Genomic DNA, 18,489 nt, shown 5'->3' on the forward strand with positions numbered 1-18,489 from the left:
AAGGTGGCGGGCCGATACCGGCATCTTGCCCCTGTAGATGCCCCTAGTCAACACCTTTCATCTACTGCCATCATGGTGCGGTTGGGCGGGCGGGCTGGCGATCCACAGCCGCAATGCCGCTGCTGCCAGGCGCTCACGCTCAACCGGGCCGCGTGCGGCCAGGACACCCTCGAGATACTGTTGGCGGTGCCGGCGCGGACTGACCACCGTCCAGCGCCCGTCGGTGCCCACGCGCCGGTAGCGGTCCAGTTGCAGCAGGCGACGTGCTTCGCAGTGCAGGCGCCAGTCGCCGTTGCTGCTGTCAACGTCGCGACCATCATGGAGGCGCGGCATCTAGAACGGCCCTGCCGCGTGCTCGGCCAGACTGCGTTTGCGCTGTGGCATCAGCCAGACCTTGGCGCGCTCCTTGCCCACCACGCGGGTGCGCACACCATGCCGCTTCACCACGTAGGCGGCGGCCTCGTTCACCTCGCGACGGTTGGGCCTGTCGATGCCCACCGCGATGACGATCTCGGTGGCGCGGTAGTGCGCGCTCCAGTGCTCGGCAGGGAGCGACCAGTCGAAATGACGATCGATCAGTTCGGCGATCGGCGAGATGGGCTCGTGTTCGCTGTTGGTGGCATTGAGCGCATCCAGTTCCTCGGCACTCAAGTGCCAGGTCTCGCCACTGCAGTACAACGCATGGGCCTCAGCCCAGACCTGCTGCATGTCGATCCGCGCCGGTTCGCCCAGCGCCACGGCGTGCACGGTCCACCAGCGGGTGTTGCCGGTGGCATCGCGGAGGAAGCGTTCGTCGTTGACACTGGCAAACAGGATGGTGCGCCGCGCATAGCGGGATTCGGTGCGCGCGTAGGGGCGACGGATCTCGTCATGGCTGCGCGAGATGAATGATTTCAGCGCCGCGATATCGGTACGGCGGAAGGTGGCATCGACTTCGCCCAGCTCGACGATCCATCTGGAGATGACCTGCTTGACGCTGTCCTTGTTGGCCGGATCCAGAACCACCCCGTCGGCGATCAGATGCAGCTCTACCGGCGCCAGCTGCCGCGCCCAGCGTGTCTTGCCCAGGTTCTGTTTCGAAACGAACGTCAGCACGCCGCGCGCGACCACGCCATCGGGCTCAAACGCCGCAGCCACGCCGGAGATCAGCCAGCGCCGCATCAGGACTTCCTTCAGCACGCGGCCGTCGGCCATGTGCGTGGGCTTGGCTTCCTGCACGGTATCGAAGAACGCCTGCAGGCGGGACTGGCCATCCCACGGCCGTGAGGTGATCCAGCTGGCGACCGGGTTGTAGGGATTGGCTTCGGCCACCTGGCACAGGTTGGTCTCGAAGCTGGCGGTGGCCATGCCAGCGCGGTGCATGCAATCCATCACTTCGCCCGCCGCGACCTCCTTGGCGTTGTCCACGGTCGTCTGCAGCCCAGGGACCAGAATCTCCAGATCCTTGCGGATGACGTTGTAGCGCACGGTCACACCGGTACGACGGCACAGCTCGGCCAGGTTGCGGGCGGTTGGCAACGGCCGCCCGCGCGCGTTGGTATCGGGAAACGGGGTGAAGGCATCGAATGCGGACAGGTTGCCCGGCACCTGGTAGCGCGCGCTGGCCGATGACGGCGCATCGTCCAGCGCCACGTCGTCGCCCCCTGCCGGCGGCATGGGGGGCAACAACTGGGCACGCACGGTGTCCAGCCCCTCGCGCAGATGCAGGTCGTTGAAGTCGGTAGGGCGGTCATCGTCGCCATGCAGCGCGGCGAACTCGGGCCAGACCACGCGGGCATCGATGTCCGCGGCAGCCTGCGTGGCCAGGGTGACGCCAGGGTTGTCCAGCGGCTGCCGCGTCCACTGATCGTTGTCGGCACACAGCACGAATGACGCGTCCGGCATGGCGCCGCGCCAGGCTCGGGCGACCGCGCCAAGGTTGCCTGCATCCCAGGCCACTACCACGCACCAGCCCGTGGCCTGGTGGATGGATCCGGCGGTGGCATAGCCCTCTGCAATGGCGATCGGCTGGCCGGTAACCGGCTTGCCGATGACATGGAAGCAGCCCTGCTTGCGGCCACCGGAAAGGAAGTCCTTGTCGCGGCCAAGTGCTGGATCCACGCGGGGAAAGATCGCCTGCAACGAGACGATACGGCCCGCGCTGTTCATTACCGGTACCAGCAGGGCGTTGTCGATGTGGCGGAAGACAAGGCCATCGCTGTTGCGCACCGGCCACGGCGCCACACGCAGGCCATGTGCATGGATGCCCTTGCGTACGAGATAGGGGTGGTGGGCATCGGCAGGAATGGCTCGGTTCCACAGCACGTTGGCCGCCTTGGCGGCGGCGTCATCGCGTTCGCGCTGATGCCGTTCGCGCTCGCTGCGGGCCGCCTCCTGGCGTTGCCTGATGGCACGCTGCTCGGCGGCGCTCAACGCGGTCGGCGATTTCGCGCACCAGGCATGGCGGGTGCCGGTCCGCCAGCTGCCGAACTCGCCGGCCGGCACGTGGTCTCCAAACAACACCGCCCAACCATTGCGCGTGCCACGACGGTCGCCTTCCACATGGAAGCGCACCAGCGTGCCATCGGCGTTGAGCGCGTCGCGGCCGCGCGCGTCCGGCACGATGCCGTGCGCGTGCATGGCCTGCAGGAACGCGGGAACGATGTCCTGCGTGGGATGCGGTGTGTGCATTCGACGGAGCCCCTGGGAACGTGGATCGGTCCACGGCGGCCGATGGCGGCCAACGTGCTGTGCAGTACCTGGCGTGCGCAGGCCACGCAGCGGCCGACCGACGCAATGTGGTCAGGATGTGATGGGAGGTGGTGACACGGTCATGGTGTCGGAATGGGGGTTCATTTGCAACACCTTCCAGTACCTTGCATCCCCGGTCGCGAACAGGCCGCCCGCTACTCGTTGGATCTGTGATGACGATCCGCAGATTGCTGTGGTCGCGCCGGTGCGTCGCAGTTGGCGAGAACCGGTTTTCGGATGATGCGATCGCCGTCAACGACGGCCCATCGTTTCTCTCCATCGCGCCTTCGGGCGCCCGTGCACAAGGAGCCTGCATGCCTGAAATCCACTGCAACCACGAACGCCGATCCGCCGCGGAATCCGCGTCGTTGACCGTCGTTGCGGCGTTCTCAACCGGTGCGACCACCCCTCGATAAAATACAACCCGCATGACGGACACCATCGACGAAGCGCAGGAAATGGAAGCGCGCCACCTGCAACGCGCCCTGGCCCAGCACGCGACGCGGGCCAGCAACGTTGCCCCTCTCACTCCCATGGGGGAATGCCACAACCCGGACTGCAGCGAGGACTTCGACAACGATCCGGCAAGACTGTTCTGCGGGCCTGCCTGTGCCGAGCGTTTCGAAGCCATCCATCAACACCGCAACGCATAGGAACAGGGGACATGTCTCTGAACAGCAACGACGCTGGCTTCACCGAACGCATCGCCGGTTTATCGGCCGAGCTCGCCGTGCTGGTGAGCCTGGTGGAGAACCACATCCATCTGCAGCTGGCTGATCTGGCCGACTCGGGTGATGTGGATGCACAGGAGCGATTTGCGGTAGCCGATCCGGAGCGCTGGTTGGAGAACGCCCGCAACAGCCTGCAGGCGGGTTTCATGTTCCTGGAGCGCGCGGTGCAGCAACCGGCGCGGTTCTAGCGATGTGATGCGGGGACGGAAGGGGCCGTATGGGTGCCTTCCGTCCCCCTTGGTGTCATGGAGAGCACTTGCGTCCGTGGCTGCGTCATAACGTCGCACCACCCTTCTGGAAACCCTGAACGTGGTCCAGGGTTGGCGGCAGCCCCGTAGAATGGCGGCGTGCGTCGTTCTGTCCTCCACCGCCGGTTCCAGTCCCTGGCATGGCTTGCCATGCTGCTGGTGCTGCTCGCCCCGTTGGTGAGCCGTTGGCTGGCGCACGGTCACGTGGCTACCGCTGCGCCGGTGGCGGCGATGGACCAGGCGATGCACGCAGAGCATGCGCAGCACGCGATGGAAGGGCACCACGATCATCACGCGATGGCGATGCAGCACGGCGAATCGACGCCGAAGCCAGCTGCCGATCCACATGCCGACCATGAGATGGGCGTGGATTGCTATTACTGCCTGATCGCCGCGCGGCTGATCACCCTGCTGGTGGCCGCATTGCTGCTGCTGGCGCCGATGGCGCCGGTATGCCGCGCGCTGTGCGGTGCGGTGCGGGCGTTGCCGCAACGGATCAGCGGCACATTGGGAGCGCGTGGGCCGCCGGCCTTGATGGCCGTTTGAGCCCTGCGCGCACGCCTTTGGATTGATTTTCCCAAGCTGCCAGGCATGGCCTGGCACGACTGCGTGCGCGTTCCCCGAACTCCCTGAGCTGCCCTGCCACTGCGGGATGGCTCTGCATGCCGTGAACAGATGAAAACCAACCCCAACTCCGCGCACCTGCGCAGGGCGGCGCTGCCTGCGCTGTGCATGTCCCTGCTGCCCGCCGTGCCCGCCCTTGCCGCCGATGCGGCACCCACGACCACGCTGGATACCGTGCGTGTGGTCGACACCCGCAGCGGTGAACTGTCTTCCACCGCCAGCGCCGGGTCTGCGCTGGGCCTGAGCGTGCTGCAGACACCGGCCAGCCTGACGGTGATTTCGCGCGAGCAGCTGGAGCAGCGCGGCGACACCAACCTCAATGATGCGATCAGCCGCGCCGGTGCGATCAGTGCGATGCCGCACCCGGGCAACGGCCTGAGTGCGCTGTCCAGCCGTGGCTTCACCGATGGCGCTTCCGTGATGCGCCTGTATGACGGGCTGCGCCAGTATGGCGGCGTGGGCATCACCTTTCCGTTCGATACCTGGTCCATCGAGCGCATCGAAGTGCTGCGCGGTCCGGCCTCGGTCATCCATGGCGATGGTGCCATTGGCGGGGTCATCAACATCGTGCCGAAGAAGCCGACGCGCGGTGCCATCGAGAACGAGATCAGCGTGACCGTGGGCAGCGAGGACACCGCACGTCTGGGCTTCGGCAGTGGCGGCGCGCTGACGCCCGAGCTGGCCTACCGGCTGGATGTGAGTGGCAACTACAGCGGTGGCTGGGTTGATCGCGGGCGCAGTAGTGATGCCACCTTCTCCGGCGCACTGCTGTGGCAACCGCGTGCGGATCTGCAGCTGTCGCTCACCCATGCGGAAGGCTATCAGCAACCGATGCGCTACTTCGGCACGCCACTGGTGGATGGCCGCCAGCTGGAGGCGCTGCGCCACCGCAACTACAACGTGGAAGACAGCGACATCCGCTACCGCGACCGCTGGACGCAACTCGATGCGCTGTGGACACCGAACGCGAACGTGGAATGGCGCACGCGCCTCTACCAGATCGACAGCCAGCGCGATTGGCGCAATGCCGAATCCTATGTCTACAACCGCGCTACCGGCTTGATCGATCGATCAGGAAACACCGAGATCACCCACAACCAGGAACAGACCGGACTGACCTCGACGCTGCGGGTACAGGGGAACATTGCGGGCCTGGCCAACAGCTTCGCCGTGGGCCTCGACGCCAACCGCGCGCACTTCAAGCACACCAACAACACCTACGCCGGCAGCTCCGGCCCGGTCGACCCGTTCGATCCGGTGCCGGGCCAGTTCGTCAGTGACGCGCCGAATCTGCCGCGCTACCGCAACGGTGCCGAGCAGTACGCGCTGTTCGTGGAGGACCGGTTGGCGCTGAGCGAACGCTGGTCGGTGCTGGGCGGGCTGCGCCACGACCGCGCGCGCATTGATCGTACGGATCTGGTCAGCGGCCAGAATGCGTTCTCGAGGACCTACAGCAGTACTGGCTGGCGCGTGGGCGCAGTGTTCGTATTGCAGCCCACGCTGAGTTTCTATGCACAGTACTCGCAGGCGGCGGACCCGGTCAGTGGCCTGTTGATGATCAGCCCGGCCAACGGCGCCTTCGACCTGGCCAAGGGCCGGCAGGTCGAGGTGGGCCTGAAGCAGGCCTTCGATGGTGGCGAGTGGACGCTGGCGGCGTACCGCATCCGCAAGACCGGGCTGCTCAGCCGCGATCCGCTGGTGCCGGATCGCCGCGTGCAGGTGGGCGCACAGACCTCGCGTGGCATTGAGGCGTCCTTGAACTGGAACTTCGCGCCGCGCTGGTCGCTCGATGCCAATGCCACGGTGCTGAAGGCCGAGTTCGAGGACTTCCTGGAAACCATCGGTTCGCCGCCGGTGCTGGTGTCGCGTGATGGCAACGTGCCACCGAACGTGGCCGAGCGCCTGGCCAATGTGTGGCTGAGCTGGCAGTTCGCACCGGACTGGAGTGCGGCGGGTGGCGTGCGTTACGTCGGCAAGCGCTACGCCGACAACGCCAACACCTTGCAGCTGCCCGGCTACAGCACCACCGACCTGGCACTGACCTGGCAGGCGGCACCGCGCACGCGGCTGTCGGCGCGGCTGTTCAACGTGTTCGACAAGGCGTACTACGCCACCGCGTACTACACCAGCACGCAGTGGCTGCTGGGTGCGGACCGGCGCGTCGAATTCACCGTCGACCATCGCTTCTGAGGACGCTGGCGATGACGTTGCGATCCACCGCCAAGCGCTGGACCTATCTGGTGCACCGCTGGCTGGGCATCGGCGGATGCCTGCTGATGTTGCTGTGGTTTGTCAGCGGCATGGTGATGCTGTTCATTGGTTACCCGAAGCTGACACCCGGTGAGCGGCTGGCGGCGTTGCCGGTGCTGGGGGATGCTCGCGATCTGCAGGGGCTGTCGGTACTGCCTGCCGTGGTGCAGGCCGAGCCGGAGGTTGTGGCGCTGACGACGCTGCGTGGCGAGCCTGCGTACGTGGTGCGCAATGGCAGCAACGTGGGCGCCTGGTCTGCCGTGACCGGCCAGGCGCTGCTGCCGGTGTCGGCACAGCGAGCCGAAGCATCCGCCGCACAGTTCGCGGGCGGCCAAGCCTTCGTCGGCGCGACACGCGTGGACGAGGACCGCTGGACGCATTCGCGTGCGCTGGATGCGCATCGGCCGCTGTACCGGGTTGAAGTGGGCGGCGCGCAGCCAGGGGATGTGTATGTGTCCTCACACACCGGCGAAGTGGTGCAGGACGCACCGCATGTGCAGCAGCGCTGGAACTATGTGGGCGCCTGGCTGCACTGGTTGTACTTCCTGCGCATGCAGTCGGTGGACCCGGTGTGGACGTGGGTGGTGATCGTGATGTCCGCGCTGTGCACGGTGGCGGCGATCAGCGGCATCGTGGTGGGTGTGTGGCGCTGGCGCTTCCGCGGGCACTACCGCACTGGCGCGAAGACGCCGTACGTCGAGCCCTGGATGCGCTGGCACCATCTGATCGGGCTGGTGGCTGCGGCCTTCATATTCACCTGGATCTTCAGCGGGCTGATGTCGATGAATCCGTTGGGAGTTTTCAGCAGCACGCGTGAAGCGATCGACAGCGGACGCTATCGTGGCGGTACGGTGGCGGTGGATGGCGCGTTGGGTGAACCGGCGGCGCTGCTGGCGGCCGTCGACGACGCGCGCTTCAAGCCGGTGGAGATCCAGTGGCGACGCATCGATGGTGAGCTGTTCGCGGTGTTGCTGGACGGGCAGGGCGAGACCCGCATTGTGTCCGGCAGTGATGGTCATCTGCAGGTTGCGCGGTTGCTGCGGGCCGCATGGCTGCAGCAGAAGGTGCGGGCGTTGTCCGATGCGCCCGTGCAGGGGTACTGGGTCCAGCTCGCAGCGGATGCGTACTTCTACCCGCGTGCACCGGAAGCCATGAACGGCGCAGCGGTACGCCGCTTCCCGGTGGCGGTGGCTGATTTCGGCGATGCCGAGGCGACGCGGGTCTACCTCGATCTGGCCACTGGCGACCCGTTGCTGACGATGGGGCGTCGCGAGCGCGTGGGTCGCTGGCTGTTCTACTTCCTGCACAGCTGGGACCTGCCGGCGATGCTGCGTCAGGACATCGCCCGGCTGGCGGTGTTGCTGCTGCTGAGCCTGGCTGGCGCTGCGTTGTGTGCAACGGCCACGGTGATCGGCTACCGCCGGTTGCGGATGAAACTGCGGCGCAGGCGGCGCTGATGCCTTGGACTAAACCCGCAGCCAACGTGTGGACACGGCCACCAGCAACAAGGCCGTGGCCACACCGATGAACGCAGCAATCAGACCGAAATGATTGGCGGCAAAGCCGATCAACGCCGGTCCGGCAAGGATGCCGGCAAAGCCCAGCGTAGAGACGGCCGTGATCGCCAGTGCACCGGGCATGCGGTTCTGATGGCCGGCCAGCGAAAACAGCGCCGGCGCGATGTTGGCGCAACCGAGGCCGACCAGCACATAGCCCGCCAATGATGCCTGCCACGGCGTGACCAGGGTCAGCACCAGCACGCCGGCAGCGGCGAGCAGCGCGCCGAACACGATCGCGCGCTGGCGGCCCACGCGTGCCACCAGTGCATCGCCGAACAGGCGCGCGACCGTCATGGTCAGGGTGAAGGTCACATAGCCGATGCCTGCCAGGCTGGCATCGACGCGACGTATATCGCTGAGGAACACCGCGCTCCAGTCGAGCATCGCACCTTCGCCGAGGAAGGCGACGAACGCCAGCACGCCGATGAACAGCACGATGCCATGCGGTAGGGCCAGCATCGGTGTGTCGTGTGGCATGCGTTCGCTGTGCCAGTACGTCGCCGACAACAGCATCACCAGCAGCATGGTGCCGACACCGATCAGCACCGATGCCAAGGGCGGCAACTGTGCGGACAGCAGCACGGTCATGGTGGCCGCGCCGAGGAAGCCGCCAATGCTGAAGAAAGCATGGAAGCCAGACATCATCACCCGCCGTGCTTCGCGCTCGACGATGACGGCCTGCACGTTCATCGTGCAGTCCATCGCACCCACGGCCGCACCGAACACGAACAGCACCACGCCCAGCGTCCAGGCCGAACCCGCCAGGGCCAGGCCGGGCACGGTCAGGCAGATCAGCAGGCTGCTGGCCACCATCACCCGGCGGCAACCGAGGCGTGCGGCCAGCACGCCGGACAAGGGCATCGCCAGCAGCGAGCCGGCACCGAGGCAGAGCAGCACCAGCCCCAGCGTGGCGTCATTGATCCCGGTGCGCGCTTTGGCGAATGGCACCAGGGTGGCCCACAGCGCGGTGGCGAAGCCGGGAATGAAGAACGCAGCGCGGGTCGCGTGCTGTTCGGCACGCGCGCGGTTGGCAAGGGACATGAGCAGTACGGTCAGGGAGGCGTGGGGTGCACCGCGATACCGGCGGCGTGGAAGCGAGCCGCCAAGGCGGGCGGTGCGGTGGTGGTCAGCACCAGGTCGTCGATCTCGTCCAGGCTGGCGATCTGCCAGTTGCCGCGGGCACCGAGCTTTTCAGTGGTGGCGGCGACGATGACGCGGCTGCTGCAGGCCACCATCGCGCGCTTCAGCGTGGCTTCTTCCGAATCCATTGCCCACACACCGGTGTCGCCGTCCACCGCGCAGGGGCCGGGCAGGTACACGTCGGCACGCAGGCGCTGCACCTGGGCCAACGCCTCGGCACCGACCGCACCGCCACCGCTGGCCAGGCGCCCGCCGATCAGCTGCACTGAAGTGCCTTCGAGCATGCTGGCGGCGGTGGCGATCTGCGGGGCATTGGTGATCACCGTCAGGCCGAGAGCGGCCGGCAGCTGCTGGGCGATCGCCAGATTGGTCGAACCGGCATCGAGCAGTACCACCTGGCCGGGTTGCAGCAGCGCGCAGACGCGGGCGGCCAGCTCGGCCTTGTCGCCGCGGTCGCGGGTCAGGCGCTCGCGCAGCGGCCGTTCCTTGGGCGGCGGCAGCACGGCGCCGCCGTAGACGCGCTGGCACAGGCCCTGGGTGGCGAGCTCGCGCAGGTCGCGGCGGATCGAATCTTCGGAGACGGCATAACGGCGCGCCAGTTCGGCGGCGACCACGCGGCCCTGCTGGCGCAGCTCCTCGAGGATCTGCCGGGTGCGCTGGGCGGGTAGGGGGCTGGGGTCGGCGCTCATGCCGCAAGTCTGCACGTTCGTGCATAATCGTGCAACAACACGCATTGGTCGGGAGGGCACAGGGCGGCTGGACTGCCGGTGAACCCGCCCGCCCCGGGGTCTATGGATCGGCCTCGCGGCCCGGCATCATGGCGGGGCACTTGGCATGGAATCCCTGATGTCTCCCACCGTTCACCGCAAGCTGCGCATCGGCGCGGACCAGTACACCGGCCAGAAAGTGGTCGACCAGCAGTTCCACGAGTGCGATTTCTCCGGTGCGGACCTGACCGGCACCGAGTTCATCAACTGCAGTTTCTACGATGCCGACAGCCGCGCCGGCTGCCGCTTCAATGGCGCCACGCTGAAGGAAGCCAGTTTCCGCAGCTGCGATATCAGCATGTGCCATTTCAATTTCATCAAGGCGCTGGGCCTGGAGATCAGCGAGTGCCGTGCGCAGGGCGCGGATTTCAGCAACGCCAGCTTCATGAACCAGATCACCACGCGCAGCTGGTTCTGCAGCGCGTTCATCAAGAAGTCGAACCTGCGCTATGCCAATTTCTCGCGGGTAACGCTGGAAAAGTGCGAGCTGTGGGAAAACCGATGGGATGGCGCGAATGTGAGTGGCGCCAGCTTCGCCGGCTCGGACCTGTCCGGCGGCCAGTTCGAGGGCATCGACTGGAACAGCGCCAACTTCACCGACTGCGACCTGACCAACTCGGAGCTGGGTGAGCTGGACCTGCGCAGCACCAACCTGCGTGGTGCCAAGCTGGACGTGCAGCAGGTGGCGCTGTTGATGCAGCGCATCGGCATCACCGTGGTGGCGTAGGCATCACCCGGCGTACGCCACCCAGCCCTTGAAGCTGAAGCCTGCGTAGAACAGCTCCACGCCATCGAAGCCGGCCTCCTGCAGCAGCGCCACTTCCTGTTCGGGGGCCAGCAGCGGCAGCCGCTCGGCAATGGCCTCGATCGCGCGCTGTGCATCGGCGTGGGCAACGCCCGAGGCTTCGGCGAACGCTGCGTAGCGCTGCAACCAGCGCAGCTTGCCGGCCGGTTCCTGCGGCACGCTGTGGTGGGCCACAACCAGCGGCGCGCCGGGCTGCAGGCGCCGGTGCAGCTCGCGCAACGTGTGCAGGCGCTGCCCGGCATCGAGGAAGTGCAGGGTCAGCAGGCAGCTGGCCCCATCGAAGCGCAGATCGGGCGCATCGTCGATGTAACCTTCCAGCAGCTGCACGCGCGGCATCAGTGGACCCAGTGTCTGCTCGGCCAGGGCCAGCATCGGCGCGGCCGGATCCACGCCCAGCAGCTGCCAGCCCGGCTGCGCCTCGGCAAAAGCCTTCAGCTCCAGCCCGCCACCGGCGCCCAGCACCAGCACACGGCCCTGCGCGGGAACGCGTTCGGCCAGCAGCAGGCGGCTCATCTGCTGCAACGCGAGGAAACCGGGCACCTGGCGCAGCGGCGCTTCGGTATAGCGGGCCACCGCCTGCGGATCGGAGAACGTGGACATGCGCGGATTCCTGCGGCGGGGGGACATACCACTGTAGCGCGGCGCGCAAGAGGCATTGCGCGCCGCTGCCACACGGGCAGGACAGGGCTCAGGCCGCTGCTGCCTCAAGCACGTCTTCCAGCCGCACCTCGCCGAGGAAGCCACCGCTGCTGGTTGCCGGCTGCTGCGCTTCGATGGCGTAGGCGAACTGCACGCCGGCGTCGTCCTGCAGGCGCTCGAACAGCTGCTGCACCCTGGGGTACTCGCGACGATCGACCACCTGGTGATAGTCGTTCCAGCGCGCGATGCCGGCGAAGTAGGCATCGGCAAAGCTGCGCTGTTCGCCCAGCAGCCACGGGCCCGTGCCGATCATCTGCTCCAGCGCCTGGTGGGCGTGGCGCACCTTGGTGGTGCCATAGGCACGCAGCGCCTCGCCTTCATCGCCTTCCGCATGCTCCAGTGCGTGCCAGAGCGGCGCGTAGGCACCGAAGAAACTGGTGTTGAGATAGGCCAGCCGATGGTTGAGGCGATCGAAGCTGGAGGTGCCCTGTGCGAAGCCCAGCCCCTGCGCGATACCCAGCGCGGCCAGGTGGTTGAGGATGGCCAGGCTCTCGCTGAGCAGCTCGCCCTGCGCGGTTCGCAGCGTCGGGGTTTCGCCCAGTGGATTGAGGCGGCGGTAGTCCTCGCCCTGCACCTGGCCGGGCATGTCGATGCGGCACAGGTGATACGGCTGGCGCAGCCATTCCAGGGCGACGATGGAGCCGAACGAGCAGCCCGAGGGCACGCCGTAGAAGAGGATCGGGGTCATGGCAGATTTCCGGTTCAAGCCGCGATGCGGCGGGTGAGGGAAGCGTGCCTGCGTGGACATTGCCCCGGAAGCCGTTCGAATGGCATCCTGAAGTCCACATCTGTGGACGTTGTCCATGCTCAACCTCAACGATCTGGCCCTGTTCGTGACTGCGGTGGAGCAGGGCGGGTTCGCCGCAGGCGGGCGCCATCTGGGCCTGCCGCGCTCGACCCTGAGCAAGCGCGTGGCGCTGCTGGAAGAGCAGCTCCAGGTGCGGCTGCTGCAGCGCAGTTCGCGCCGCTTCGCATTGACCGAGGTCGGCCAGGAGTTCTTCGAGCGCGCACGCGCAGCGTTGTCTGAGGTCGAGGCCGCCGAGGCCATCGTCCGCGACCGCCAGGCCGAACCTAGCGGCACCGTGCGGATCAGCGCTTCGATTCCGGTGGTGCAGGGGGAGCTCGCCGCGTGCCTGCCCGCGTTGGCCCGCCGCTATCCACGGCTGCGTATCGAAGTTGAAGTGAGTGATCGTTTTATCGACCTGGCGCAGGAAGGCATCGACATCGCCCTGCGCAGCCACTTCGGTCCGCTGCCGGATTCCGGGTTGGTGCAGCGCATGCTCGGTAGCGAACGCATCGTGCTGGTGGCGTCCCCTGGTTATCTGGCAGCCGCGCCGGCACTGGACACGCCCGAACAGCTACGCGCGCATGCCGGCCTGCTGACCGCGCGCCATGCAACGCGCTGGACGCTGCACGGCGCCGACGCCCGCACCGTGCAGGTGGAGCCGCAGGTGGCGCTGGTCGGCAATGAATCGCAGCTGCTGATCGCGGCGGCAGAAGCGGGTCTTGGCATCACCGTACTGCCACACAGCCTGTGTGCTGCGGCCATTACCGCCGGCCGCCTGCAGCAGGTGCTGCCGGCATGGCATGCCGGCGAAGTCACCACCAGCGTGTTGCTGCCGCATCGCCGCGGCCAGTTGCCGGGCGTGCGCGTGGTGGTGGATGCGCTGGTCGCGCATTACCAGCTCAACGCAGCGCGCGCGCCAGTACCTGCCAGATCCTCGGGTCTTGGCACTGCGAAACGTTGAAACGCACATAGTCGGCTGCGCGCTGCGATTGGCTGAAGGCATTGCCCGGCGCCAGCACGATGCCTTCGCGCAGGCATTGCCGCGCCAGTGCGGCGGCGTCGCGGCCATCGGGCAGCTGGCACCACAGGAACAGGCCGGCTTCCGGCTGCAGCCACGGCGTGATGCCCAGCATCTGCAGCTTCCGCAGTGTGTGCCGGCGTGCATCGGCCAGCCGCGAACGTATCGACTGCATGTGGCGGCGGTAACCGCTGTCGGTCAGCGCGATGTGCATCAACTGCGCGGCCAGATGGCCACCGCCGAAGCTGGTCGCCAGCTTCAGGTCGGTCAATGCCTCTATCCAGTCGTGGCGCGCAGCGATGTAGCCGCAGCGCGAGGCTGCCGACAGCGTCTTGGAGAAACTGCCGACGTGGATCACCCGTGACAGTCCATCGAGCGCGGCCAGCCGCGGTGCCGGCTGCAGTTCGAAGTCGGCGAAGATGTCATCCTCGATGATGATCAGTTCGCTGCGTTCGGCCAGGCCCAGCAGGCGGTGTGCGGTGCTCGCGGAAAGCACCGCGCCGGTCGGGTTGTGCAATCCGGAATTGGTGATGTACAGCCGCGGCGAATGTGCCTGCAGGGCCTGCGCGAACGCCTCCAGGTCCGGGCCGCTGTGCGTGTACGGCACGCCGATGGCCTGCACCTGGTGCGCCTTGAGCAGCGCGTGGTAGTTGAAGTAGCTCGGGTCATCGACCAGCACGCAGTCGCCGGGCTTGAGCAGGAAACGGCAGAGCAGATCGACCGCGTGCGTACCGGATTCGGTCAACAGGATCTGCTCCACCGGTGCATCGATGCCAAGCGTGGCGCTGCGCCTTTGCAGCAGCTGGCGCAACGCGGGCAGCCCGAGCGGGGCGGCGTAGTCCACCAGTTGCATGGCATCGGCACGCGCCAGCCGGCGCAGGCCGCGGCGCACGCCATCGTGATACAGCCAGTCACTGGGCATCCAGCCGCACCCTGGCTTGAGGTCGCCCGCGGGCGTTTCCAGCGATTGCCGTGATACCCACAGCGGATCCACCGCGCGATCCAGCCGTGGCTCCAGTTCGGCCAGCGCCAGCGGTGCGGCCGGGCCACTGACGTAGAAGCCCGAGCCTGCGCGCGCACTGATCAGGCCTTCGGCCGCCAGGCGCTCGTAGGCCTCGACCACGGTGGAGACCGAAACCCCCATCGTCGCAGCCTGCGCACGAACCGAAGGCAGGCGTGAGCCGGGGCCATCCACCCGTGCACTGATGCGGGTGCGGACGGTCTGGATGACCGATTCGATGCGGGTAAGCGGGCGCGGCATGGTGGAACCGTAGTGGAAGTGTGGGCAGTACAGTTACTTGCGACTGTACTGGATTGTAGCTGGGGTCTTCCCGCGCCGGATGCTTCCATGCAGGTCCAGCCGGGCATCGTCCGGCACCTTCAGGAGTATAGGCGTGGAACGGTCGGCGAGTGGTTGGATCAATGGCTTCATCGGTGTGGTGATCTTCGCCGGCTCCCTGCCGGCCACCCGCTTGGCGGTGCTGCAGCTGGACGCCGGATTCGTCACCGCTGCACGCGCCACCATTGCCGCCGTGCTCGGCCTCGGCCTGCTCCTTCTGCTGCGCCAGCCGTGGCCGCGGCGCAGTGACCTGCCCGGGCTGATAGTGGTCAGCCTCGGGGTGGTGGTCGGCTTTCCGTTGTTGACCGCACTCGCGCTGCGCCACGCATCGTCGGCGCACACCATCGTGTTTCTCGGCCTGTTGCCGTTGAGCACTGCGGTGTTCGGCGTGCTGCGCGGTGGTGAACGGCCGCGACCGGCGTTCTGGCTGTTTTCGTTGCTGGGCAGTGCCTGCGTGGTCGGCTATGCGGTGCGCAACGGCATCGAGGCATCGTTGCAGGCCGATCTGCTGATGCTGGCGGCGATCGTGGTGTGCGGGCTGGGCTATGCCGAAGGTGGTCGGCTGGCCCGTCATCTCGGCGGTTGGCAGGTGATCAGTTGGGCGTTGCTGCTGGCCTTGCCGGTGATGCTGCCGCTGACGGTGCTGATGCGCCCGGCATCGTTCACTGCGGTCGGTGCCTCGGCGTGGTGGGCGCTGGGCTATGTGGCAGTGTTCAGCATGCTGATCGGCTTCCTGTTCTGGTACCGCGGGCTGGCGCAGGGCGGCATCGCCGCCGTCGGCCAGTTGCAGTTGCTGCAACCGTTCTTCGGCCTGGCCCTGGCCGCGCTGCTGCTGCACGAATCGGTCAGCCTCAGCATGGTGCTGGTGACCGTGGTCGCGGTGATCTGCGTGGCCGGCGCGCGCCGCTTCAGCCGCTGAACGAAAAAGGGGACGGAGGGGATTAAGTCGTAATCGGTCCTACTGTGCCTGAAACGACTTAATCCCCTCCGTCCCCTTTTCCGGGGCGCCCTGGAACAGATGCGCAACGGCGTAGTCGATGAACACCCGCAGGCGTGCACTCGGATGGCGCCCACCGGGCCATAGCAGCGAGAACTGCCCCTGGTGCGTGGGCAGCGCAGGCAGTACCCGTTGCAGGCGGCCATCGGCCAGCGCGTCGGCTGCGAGGAAGTCAGGCATCCAGGCCAGGCCCATGCAACCGATCGCAGCGGCAAGCACGGCCTCCATGTTGTTGCAGGTCATCGCCGTGGGAAGGCGCGCTCCGGCATCGCCTTCGATGCCCGGCAGCTGCCAGGGATGCAGCTTTCCGGTGGTGGGGTAACGGAAGCGCAGCGCGGTATGCAGGCGCAGCTCGCCCACATCGCCGGGCGTTCCATGCATCTGCAGATAGCCCGGCGCCGCACAGAGGATGAAACGAAAGCCGCCCAGTCGCCGTGCGGTCAGGCTGGAATCGGCCAGTTCACCACTGCGTATCACCGCGTCCAGGCCTTCGCTGACCACATCGACGATGCGGTCGTTGAAGTCCAGTTCCAGCTGCACCTGCGGATAGCGTTGCTGGAAGCCGGGCAGCACCGGCAGCAGGAAGCGGTACCCGATGGTGGGCAGGCCGATGCGCAGCAGCCCGCTGGGGGCGTGCTGTCGCTGCGCCAGGTCCGCCTGTGCTTCGGAAAGTTCATCTAGCGCACGCCGGCAGCGCTGCAGCAGCAGTTCGCCTTCGTCGGTGAGATGCACGCGGCGGGTGGTGCGTTGGAACAGCCGGGTGCCGAGCTCCTGTTCAAGGCGGGCGATGCGCTTGCCGACCGCCGACGCGGACAGGCCAAGTGCACGCGCAGCACCAACGATGCTGCCGGCCTCCGCGGTGCGGACGAAGGCGAGCAGGGCAGAAATGGAGTCCATGCGGGGCATGATTACGGAACATTAGGACGCAATCAACGTCCATCGAGCCTGTTTTTCAGGGATAGCGGCCCGTCCATCATCAATGCCCCTGATGGATGGAGGCCCGCATGGCCCCGGTTTCGATGCTCCCTGTACCTGTCCAGACGCAGCAGCGCTGGACCCTGCTTGCCGTCTGCCTGGCCGCACTGGCGTTGCCGTTGTCCTTCTCGGCCGGTGCGGTCGCGGTGCCCGCGCTGGCCCGTTCCGTGGCGTCGTCGCCGAGCGTGCTGGCCTGGGTGACCAACGCCTTCATGCTCACCTTCGGCAGCCTGCTGCTCGCTGCCGGTGGCCTGGCCGACCGCTATGGCCGGCGGCGGTTGTTCCTGCTGGGCACAGCAGGCTTCACCATTGCCACGATCGCCGTCTGCCTTGCTCCCACGCTACCCTCGCTGGATCTGGCGCGTGGGTTGCAGGGCGTTGCCGCCGCAGCGGCGTTGGCGTCCGGCACGGCTGCGCTCGCGCATGCCTGGCAGGGGCCGATGCGTGGCCGTGTGTTCGCCCTGCTGGGCGCCACATTCGGTGCGGGGTTGGCGCTGGGGCCGCTGTTTGCGGGTCTGCTGCTGCAGGCATTGGGATGGCGCAGTGTGTTCGCCGTCGGCGGCGTGCTGACATTCGCCGCCTTCGTACTGGGCGCGCGTGTGTTGCCCGAGAGCCACGGTGAACGCGGGCGGCTGGATGTCGGCGGCATGCTGGGCTTCAGCCTGATGCTGGCAGCGCTGACCCTGGCCCTGCTGTGGCTGGGCGAGTTCGGCCTGCATACCGTGCGCGTGCAACTGGCGCTGTTGGCGACGCTGCTGCTGGGCGCAGCGTTCATCTGCATCGAACGACTGCACCGCTCACCCCTGCTGGACCTCTCGTTGTTCTCGCAACCGGCGTTCCTCGGTGTCCAGCTGCTGCCGGTCGCAACCTGCTTCGGCTACGTGGTGCTGCTGGTGGTATTGCCTCTGCAGCTGCTGGGAGTGCACGGACAGAGCGCGACCCTGGTGGGGCTGCAGATGCTGACCCTGTCCGCGCCGATGCTGGTGCTGCCGATGCTGGCCGCGCGCTGGGCGGAGCGCGTGGGAAGTGCGCGGCTGTGCACGCTGGGACTGCTGGTCTGTGCCTCTGGCCTGTACCTGCTGTCGCGCCATGCATCGCAGCCGTCGCCTTCGCAGTGGGTGCCGTGGCTGATGCTGGTCGGTGCAGGAACGGCCTTGCCATGGGGGCTGATGGATGGGCTGTCGGTGAGCGTGGTGCCGGTACAGCGTGCGGGCATGGCCGCCGGCATCTTCGGGACCGTGCGTGTAGCCGGTGAGGGCATCGCATTGGCCGCAGTCACTGCCTTGCTTGCGCTGCTGATCGGCCATCAGCTGCAGGGCGCGTCGCCGGCATCGCTGGCGCGTGCCGGTGCCTATCTGGCCACGGGGGCGCGGGAACAGGCGCAGGCACTGCTACCGGCGATGAGTCGCATGCAGCTTCAGCATGCCAGTAGTGAGGCGCTGGCAACACTGCTGCGTGTACTGGCGCTGCTGACCGCCGCATGTGCTGCGTTGTTGCACCTGTTGCTGCGGAAACGTAAAGACGCGTTGGTCGGGCGTACTGCGTAGCAGGCTCATCGCCCGCCTTCGCCGTCATCCCGTTGTCGTGTCCCGCTCACGCTGCCTATGCCCACCCGGGCCTAGGCTTGGTCGTCCCCGTCCCCCACGGAGACCTGCCATGTGGCTGCTCGATCATCTCTGGCCTGGCCGTCGACCGCTTCCTCCCCCGGCCGCGGATGCGCCACCGGCACCGCCGCGCCGGCCCTGGCTGAAACGCCCGGCGCGGGCCGGGCGCAGCGGCATGGCGCCCTGGCAGAAGGTGGCCACCCCGCCGCGGCGCAC

17 protein-coding genes are annotated in these 18,489 nt (G+C 67.2%); 9 read left to right on the plus strand and 8 right to left on the minus strand.

Annotation, left to right across the window (positions count from 1 at the left end):
• Positions 1-57 precede the first annotated feature (57 nt).
• Both AC5P6X_RS06790 and AC5P6X_RS06795 read right to left on the minus strand, forming a co-directional pair.
• Positions 58-333, minus strand: coding sequence for a DUF7696 family protein (locus AC5P6X_RS06790; protein WP_049451082.1), 276 nt, complete (start codon positions 331-333; stop codon positions 58-60).
• Positions 334-2,670 carry a VapE domain-containing protein gene (locus AC5P6X_RS06795; protein WP_049451081.1) on the minus strand — a complete coding sequence of 779 codons (2,337 nt, stop codon included), beginning with the start codon at positions 2,668-2,670 and terminating at the stop codon, positions 334-336.
• A gap of 488 nt (positions 2,671-3,158) precedes the next feature.
• On the opposite strand from AC5P6X_RS06795, the gene AC5P6X_RS06800 reads away from it, so the two are divergent.
• From AC5P6X_RS06800 to AC5P6X_RS06820, 5 genes are all read left to right on the plus strand, one after another.
• A complete protein-coding gene (locus AC5P6X_RS06800) occupies positions 3,159-3,383 on the plus strand; it encodes a hypothetical protein (RefSeq protein WP_005408344.1) in 225 nt (74 codons plus the stop codon).
• An 11-nt stretch (positions 3,384-3,394) separates the two neighbouring features.
• Positions 3,395-3,649, plus strand: coding sequence for a hypothetical protein (locus AC5P6X_RS06805; RefSeq protein WP_012479313.1), 255 nt, complete (start codon positions 3,395-3,397; stop codon positions 3,647-3,649).
• 210 nt (positions 3,650-3,859) lie between these two features.
• Complete coding sequence (locus AC5P6X_RS06810) at positions 3,860-4,255, plus strand: DUF2946 family protein (RefSeq protein WP_108270521.1); 396 nt, start codon at positions 3,860-3,862, stop codon at positions 4,253-4,255.
• Positions 4,256-4,384: 129 nt separating this feature from the next.
• Positions 4,385-6,523 (plus strand): TonB-dependent receptor, encoded by a 2,139-nt coding sequence (locus AC5P6X_RS06815; protein WP_108270522.1) that lies wholly within the window; start codon positions 4,385-4,387, stop codon positions 6,521-6,523.
• 11 nt (positions 6,524-6,534) lie between these two features.
• Entirely contained in the window at positions 6,535-8,040 is a 1,506-nt protein-coding gene (locus AC5P6X_RS06820; protein ID WP_049451078.1) for a PepSY-associated TM helix domain-containing protein, read from the plus strand.
• Between the two features lie 9 nt (positions 8,041-8,049).
• On the opposite strand, the gene AC5P6X_RS06825 is transcribed toward AC5P6X_RS06820, so the two are convergent.
• Positions 8,050-9,183, minus strand: a complete 1,134-nt coding sequence (locus tag AC5P6X_RS06825) for an MFS transporter (protein WP_049451077.1) — start codon at positions 9,181-9,183, stop codon at positions 8,050-8,052.
• 11 nt (positions 9,184-9,194) lie between these two features.
• Positions 9,195-9,971, minus strand: a complete 777-nt coding sequence (locus AC5P6X_RS06830; RefSeq protein ID WP_049451076.1) for a DeoR/GlpR family DNA-binding transcription regulator — start codon at positions 9,969-9,971, stop codon at positions 9,195-9,197.
• Between the two features lie 157 nt (positions 9,972-10,128).
• Between AC5P6X_RS06830 and smqnr the strand changes: the two genes are divergently transcribed.
• On the plus strand, positions 10,129-10,776 hold the full coding sequence (gene smqnr / locus AC5P6X_RS06835; protein ID WP_049451075.1) for a SmQnr family pentapeptide repeat protein: 648 nt from the start codon (positions 10,129-10,131) through the stop codon (positions 10,774-10,776).
• A 3-nt stretch (positions 10,777-10,779) separates the two neighbouring features.
• On the opposite strand, the gene AC5P6X_RS06840 is transcribed toward smqnr, so the two are convergent.
• Entirely contained in the window at positions 10,780-11,454 is a 675-nt protein-coding gene (locus AC5P6X_RS06840; RefSeq protein ID WP_049451074.1) for a class I SAM-dependent methyltransferase, read from the minus strand.
• 88 nt (positions 11,455-11,542) lie between these two features.
• Positions 11,543-12,241 carry a glutathione S-transferase family protein gene (locus AC5P6X_RS06845; RefSeq protein WP_049451073.1) on the minus strand — a complete coding sequence of 233 codons (699 nt, stop codon included), beginning with the start codon at positions 12,239-12,241 and terminating at the stop codon, positions 11,543-11,545.
• A gap of 115 nt (positions 12,242-12,356) precedes the next feature.
• On the opposite strand from AC5P6X_RS06845, the gene AC5P6X_RS06850 reads away from it, so the two are divergent.
• Entirely contained in the window at positions 12,357-13,301 is a 945-nt protein-coding gene (locus AC5P6X_RS06850) for a LysR substrate-binding domain-containing protein (RefSeq protein WP_099605046.1), read from the plus strand.
• On the opposite strand, the gene AC5P6X_RS06855 is transcribed toward AC5P6X_RS06850, so the two are convergent.
• Positions 13,240-14,619 (minus strand): aminotransferase-like domain-containing protein, encoded by a 1,380-nt coding sequence (locus AC5P6X_RS06855; RefSeq protein ID WP_088431379.1) that lies wholly within the window; start codon positions 14,617-14,619, stop codon positions 13,240-13,242. The genes AC5P6X_RS06850 and AC5P6X_RS06855 overlap by 62 nt on opposite strands.
• 133 nt (positions 14,620-14,752) lie before the next feature.
• Between AC5P6X_RS06855 and AC5P6X_RS06860 the strand changes: the two genes are divergently transcribed.
• Positions 14,753-15,616, plus strand: coding sequence for a DMT family transporter (locus tag AC5P6X_RS06860; protein ID WP_099605047.1), 864 nt, complete (start codon positions 14,753-14,755; stop codon positions 15,614-15,616).
• Between the two features lie 39 nt (positions 15,617-15,655).
• Here AC5P6X_RS06860 and AC5P6X_RS06865 read toward each other — a convergent pair whose 3' ends face one another.
• Complete coding sequence (locus AC5P6X_RS06865; protein WP_088436010.1) at positions 15,656-16,591, minus strand: LysR family transcriptional regulator; 936 nt, start codon at positions 16,589-16,591, stop codon at positions 15,656-15,658.
• A gap of 107 nt (positions 16,592-16,698) precedes the next feature.
• On the opposite strand from AC5P6X_RS06865, the gene AC5P6X_RS06870 reads away from it, so the two are divergent.
• A complete protein-coding gene (locus AC5P6X_RS06870; RefSeq protein ID WP_088436009.1) occupies positions 16,699-18,216 on the plus strand; it encodes an MFS transporter in 1,518 nt (505 codons plus the stop codon).
• The last annotated feature ends 273 nt before the right edge of the window (positions 18,217-18,489 follow it).

This window comes from Stenotrophomonas sp. YJH_SMC_40, from assembly GCF_059368615.1.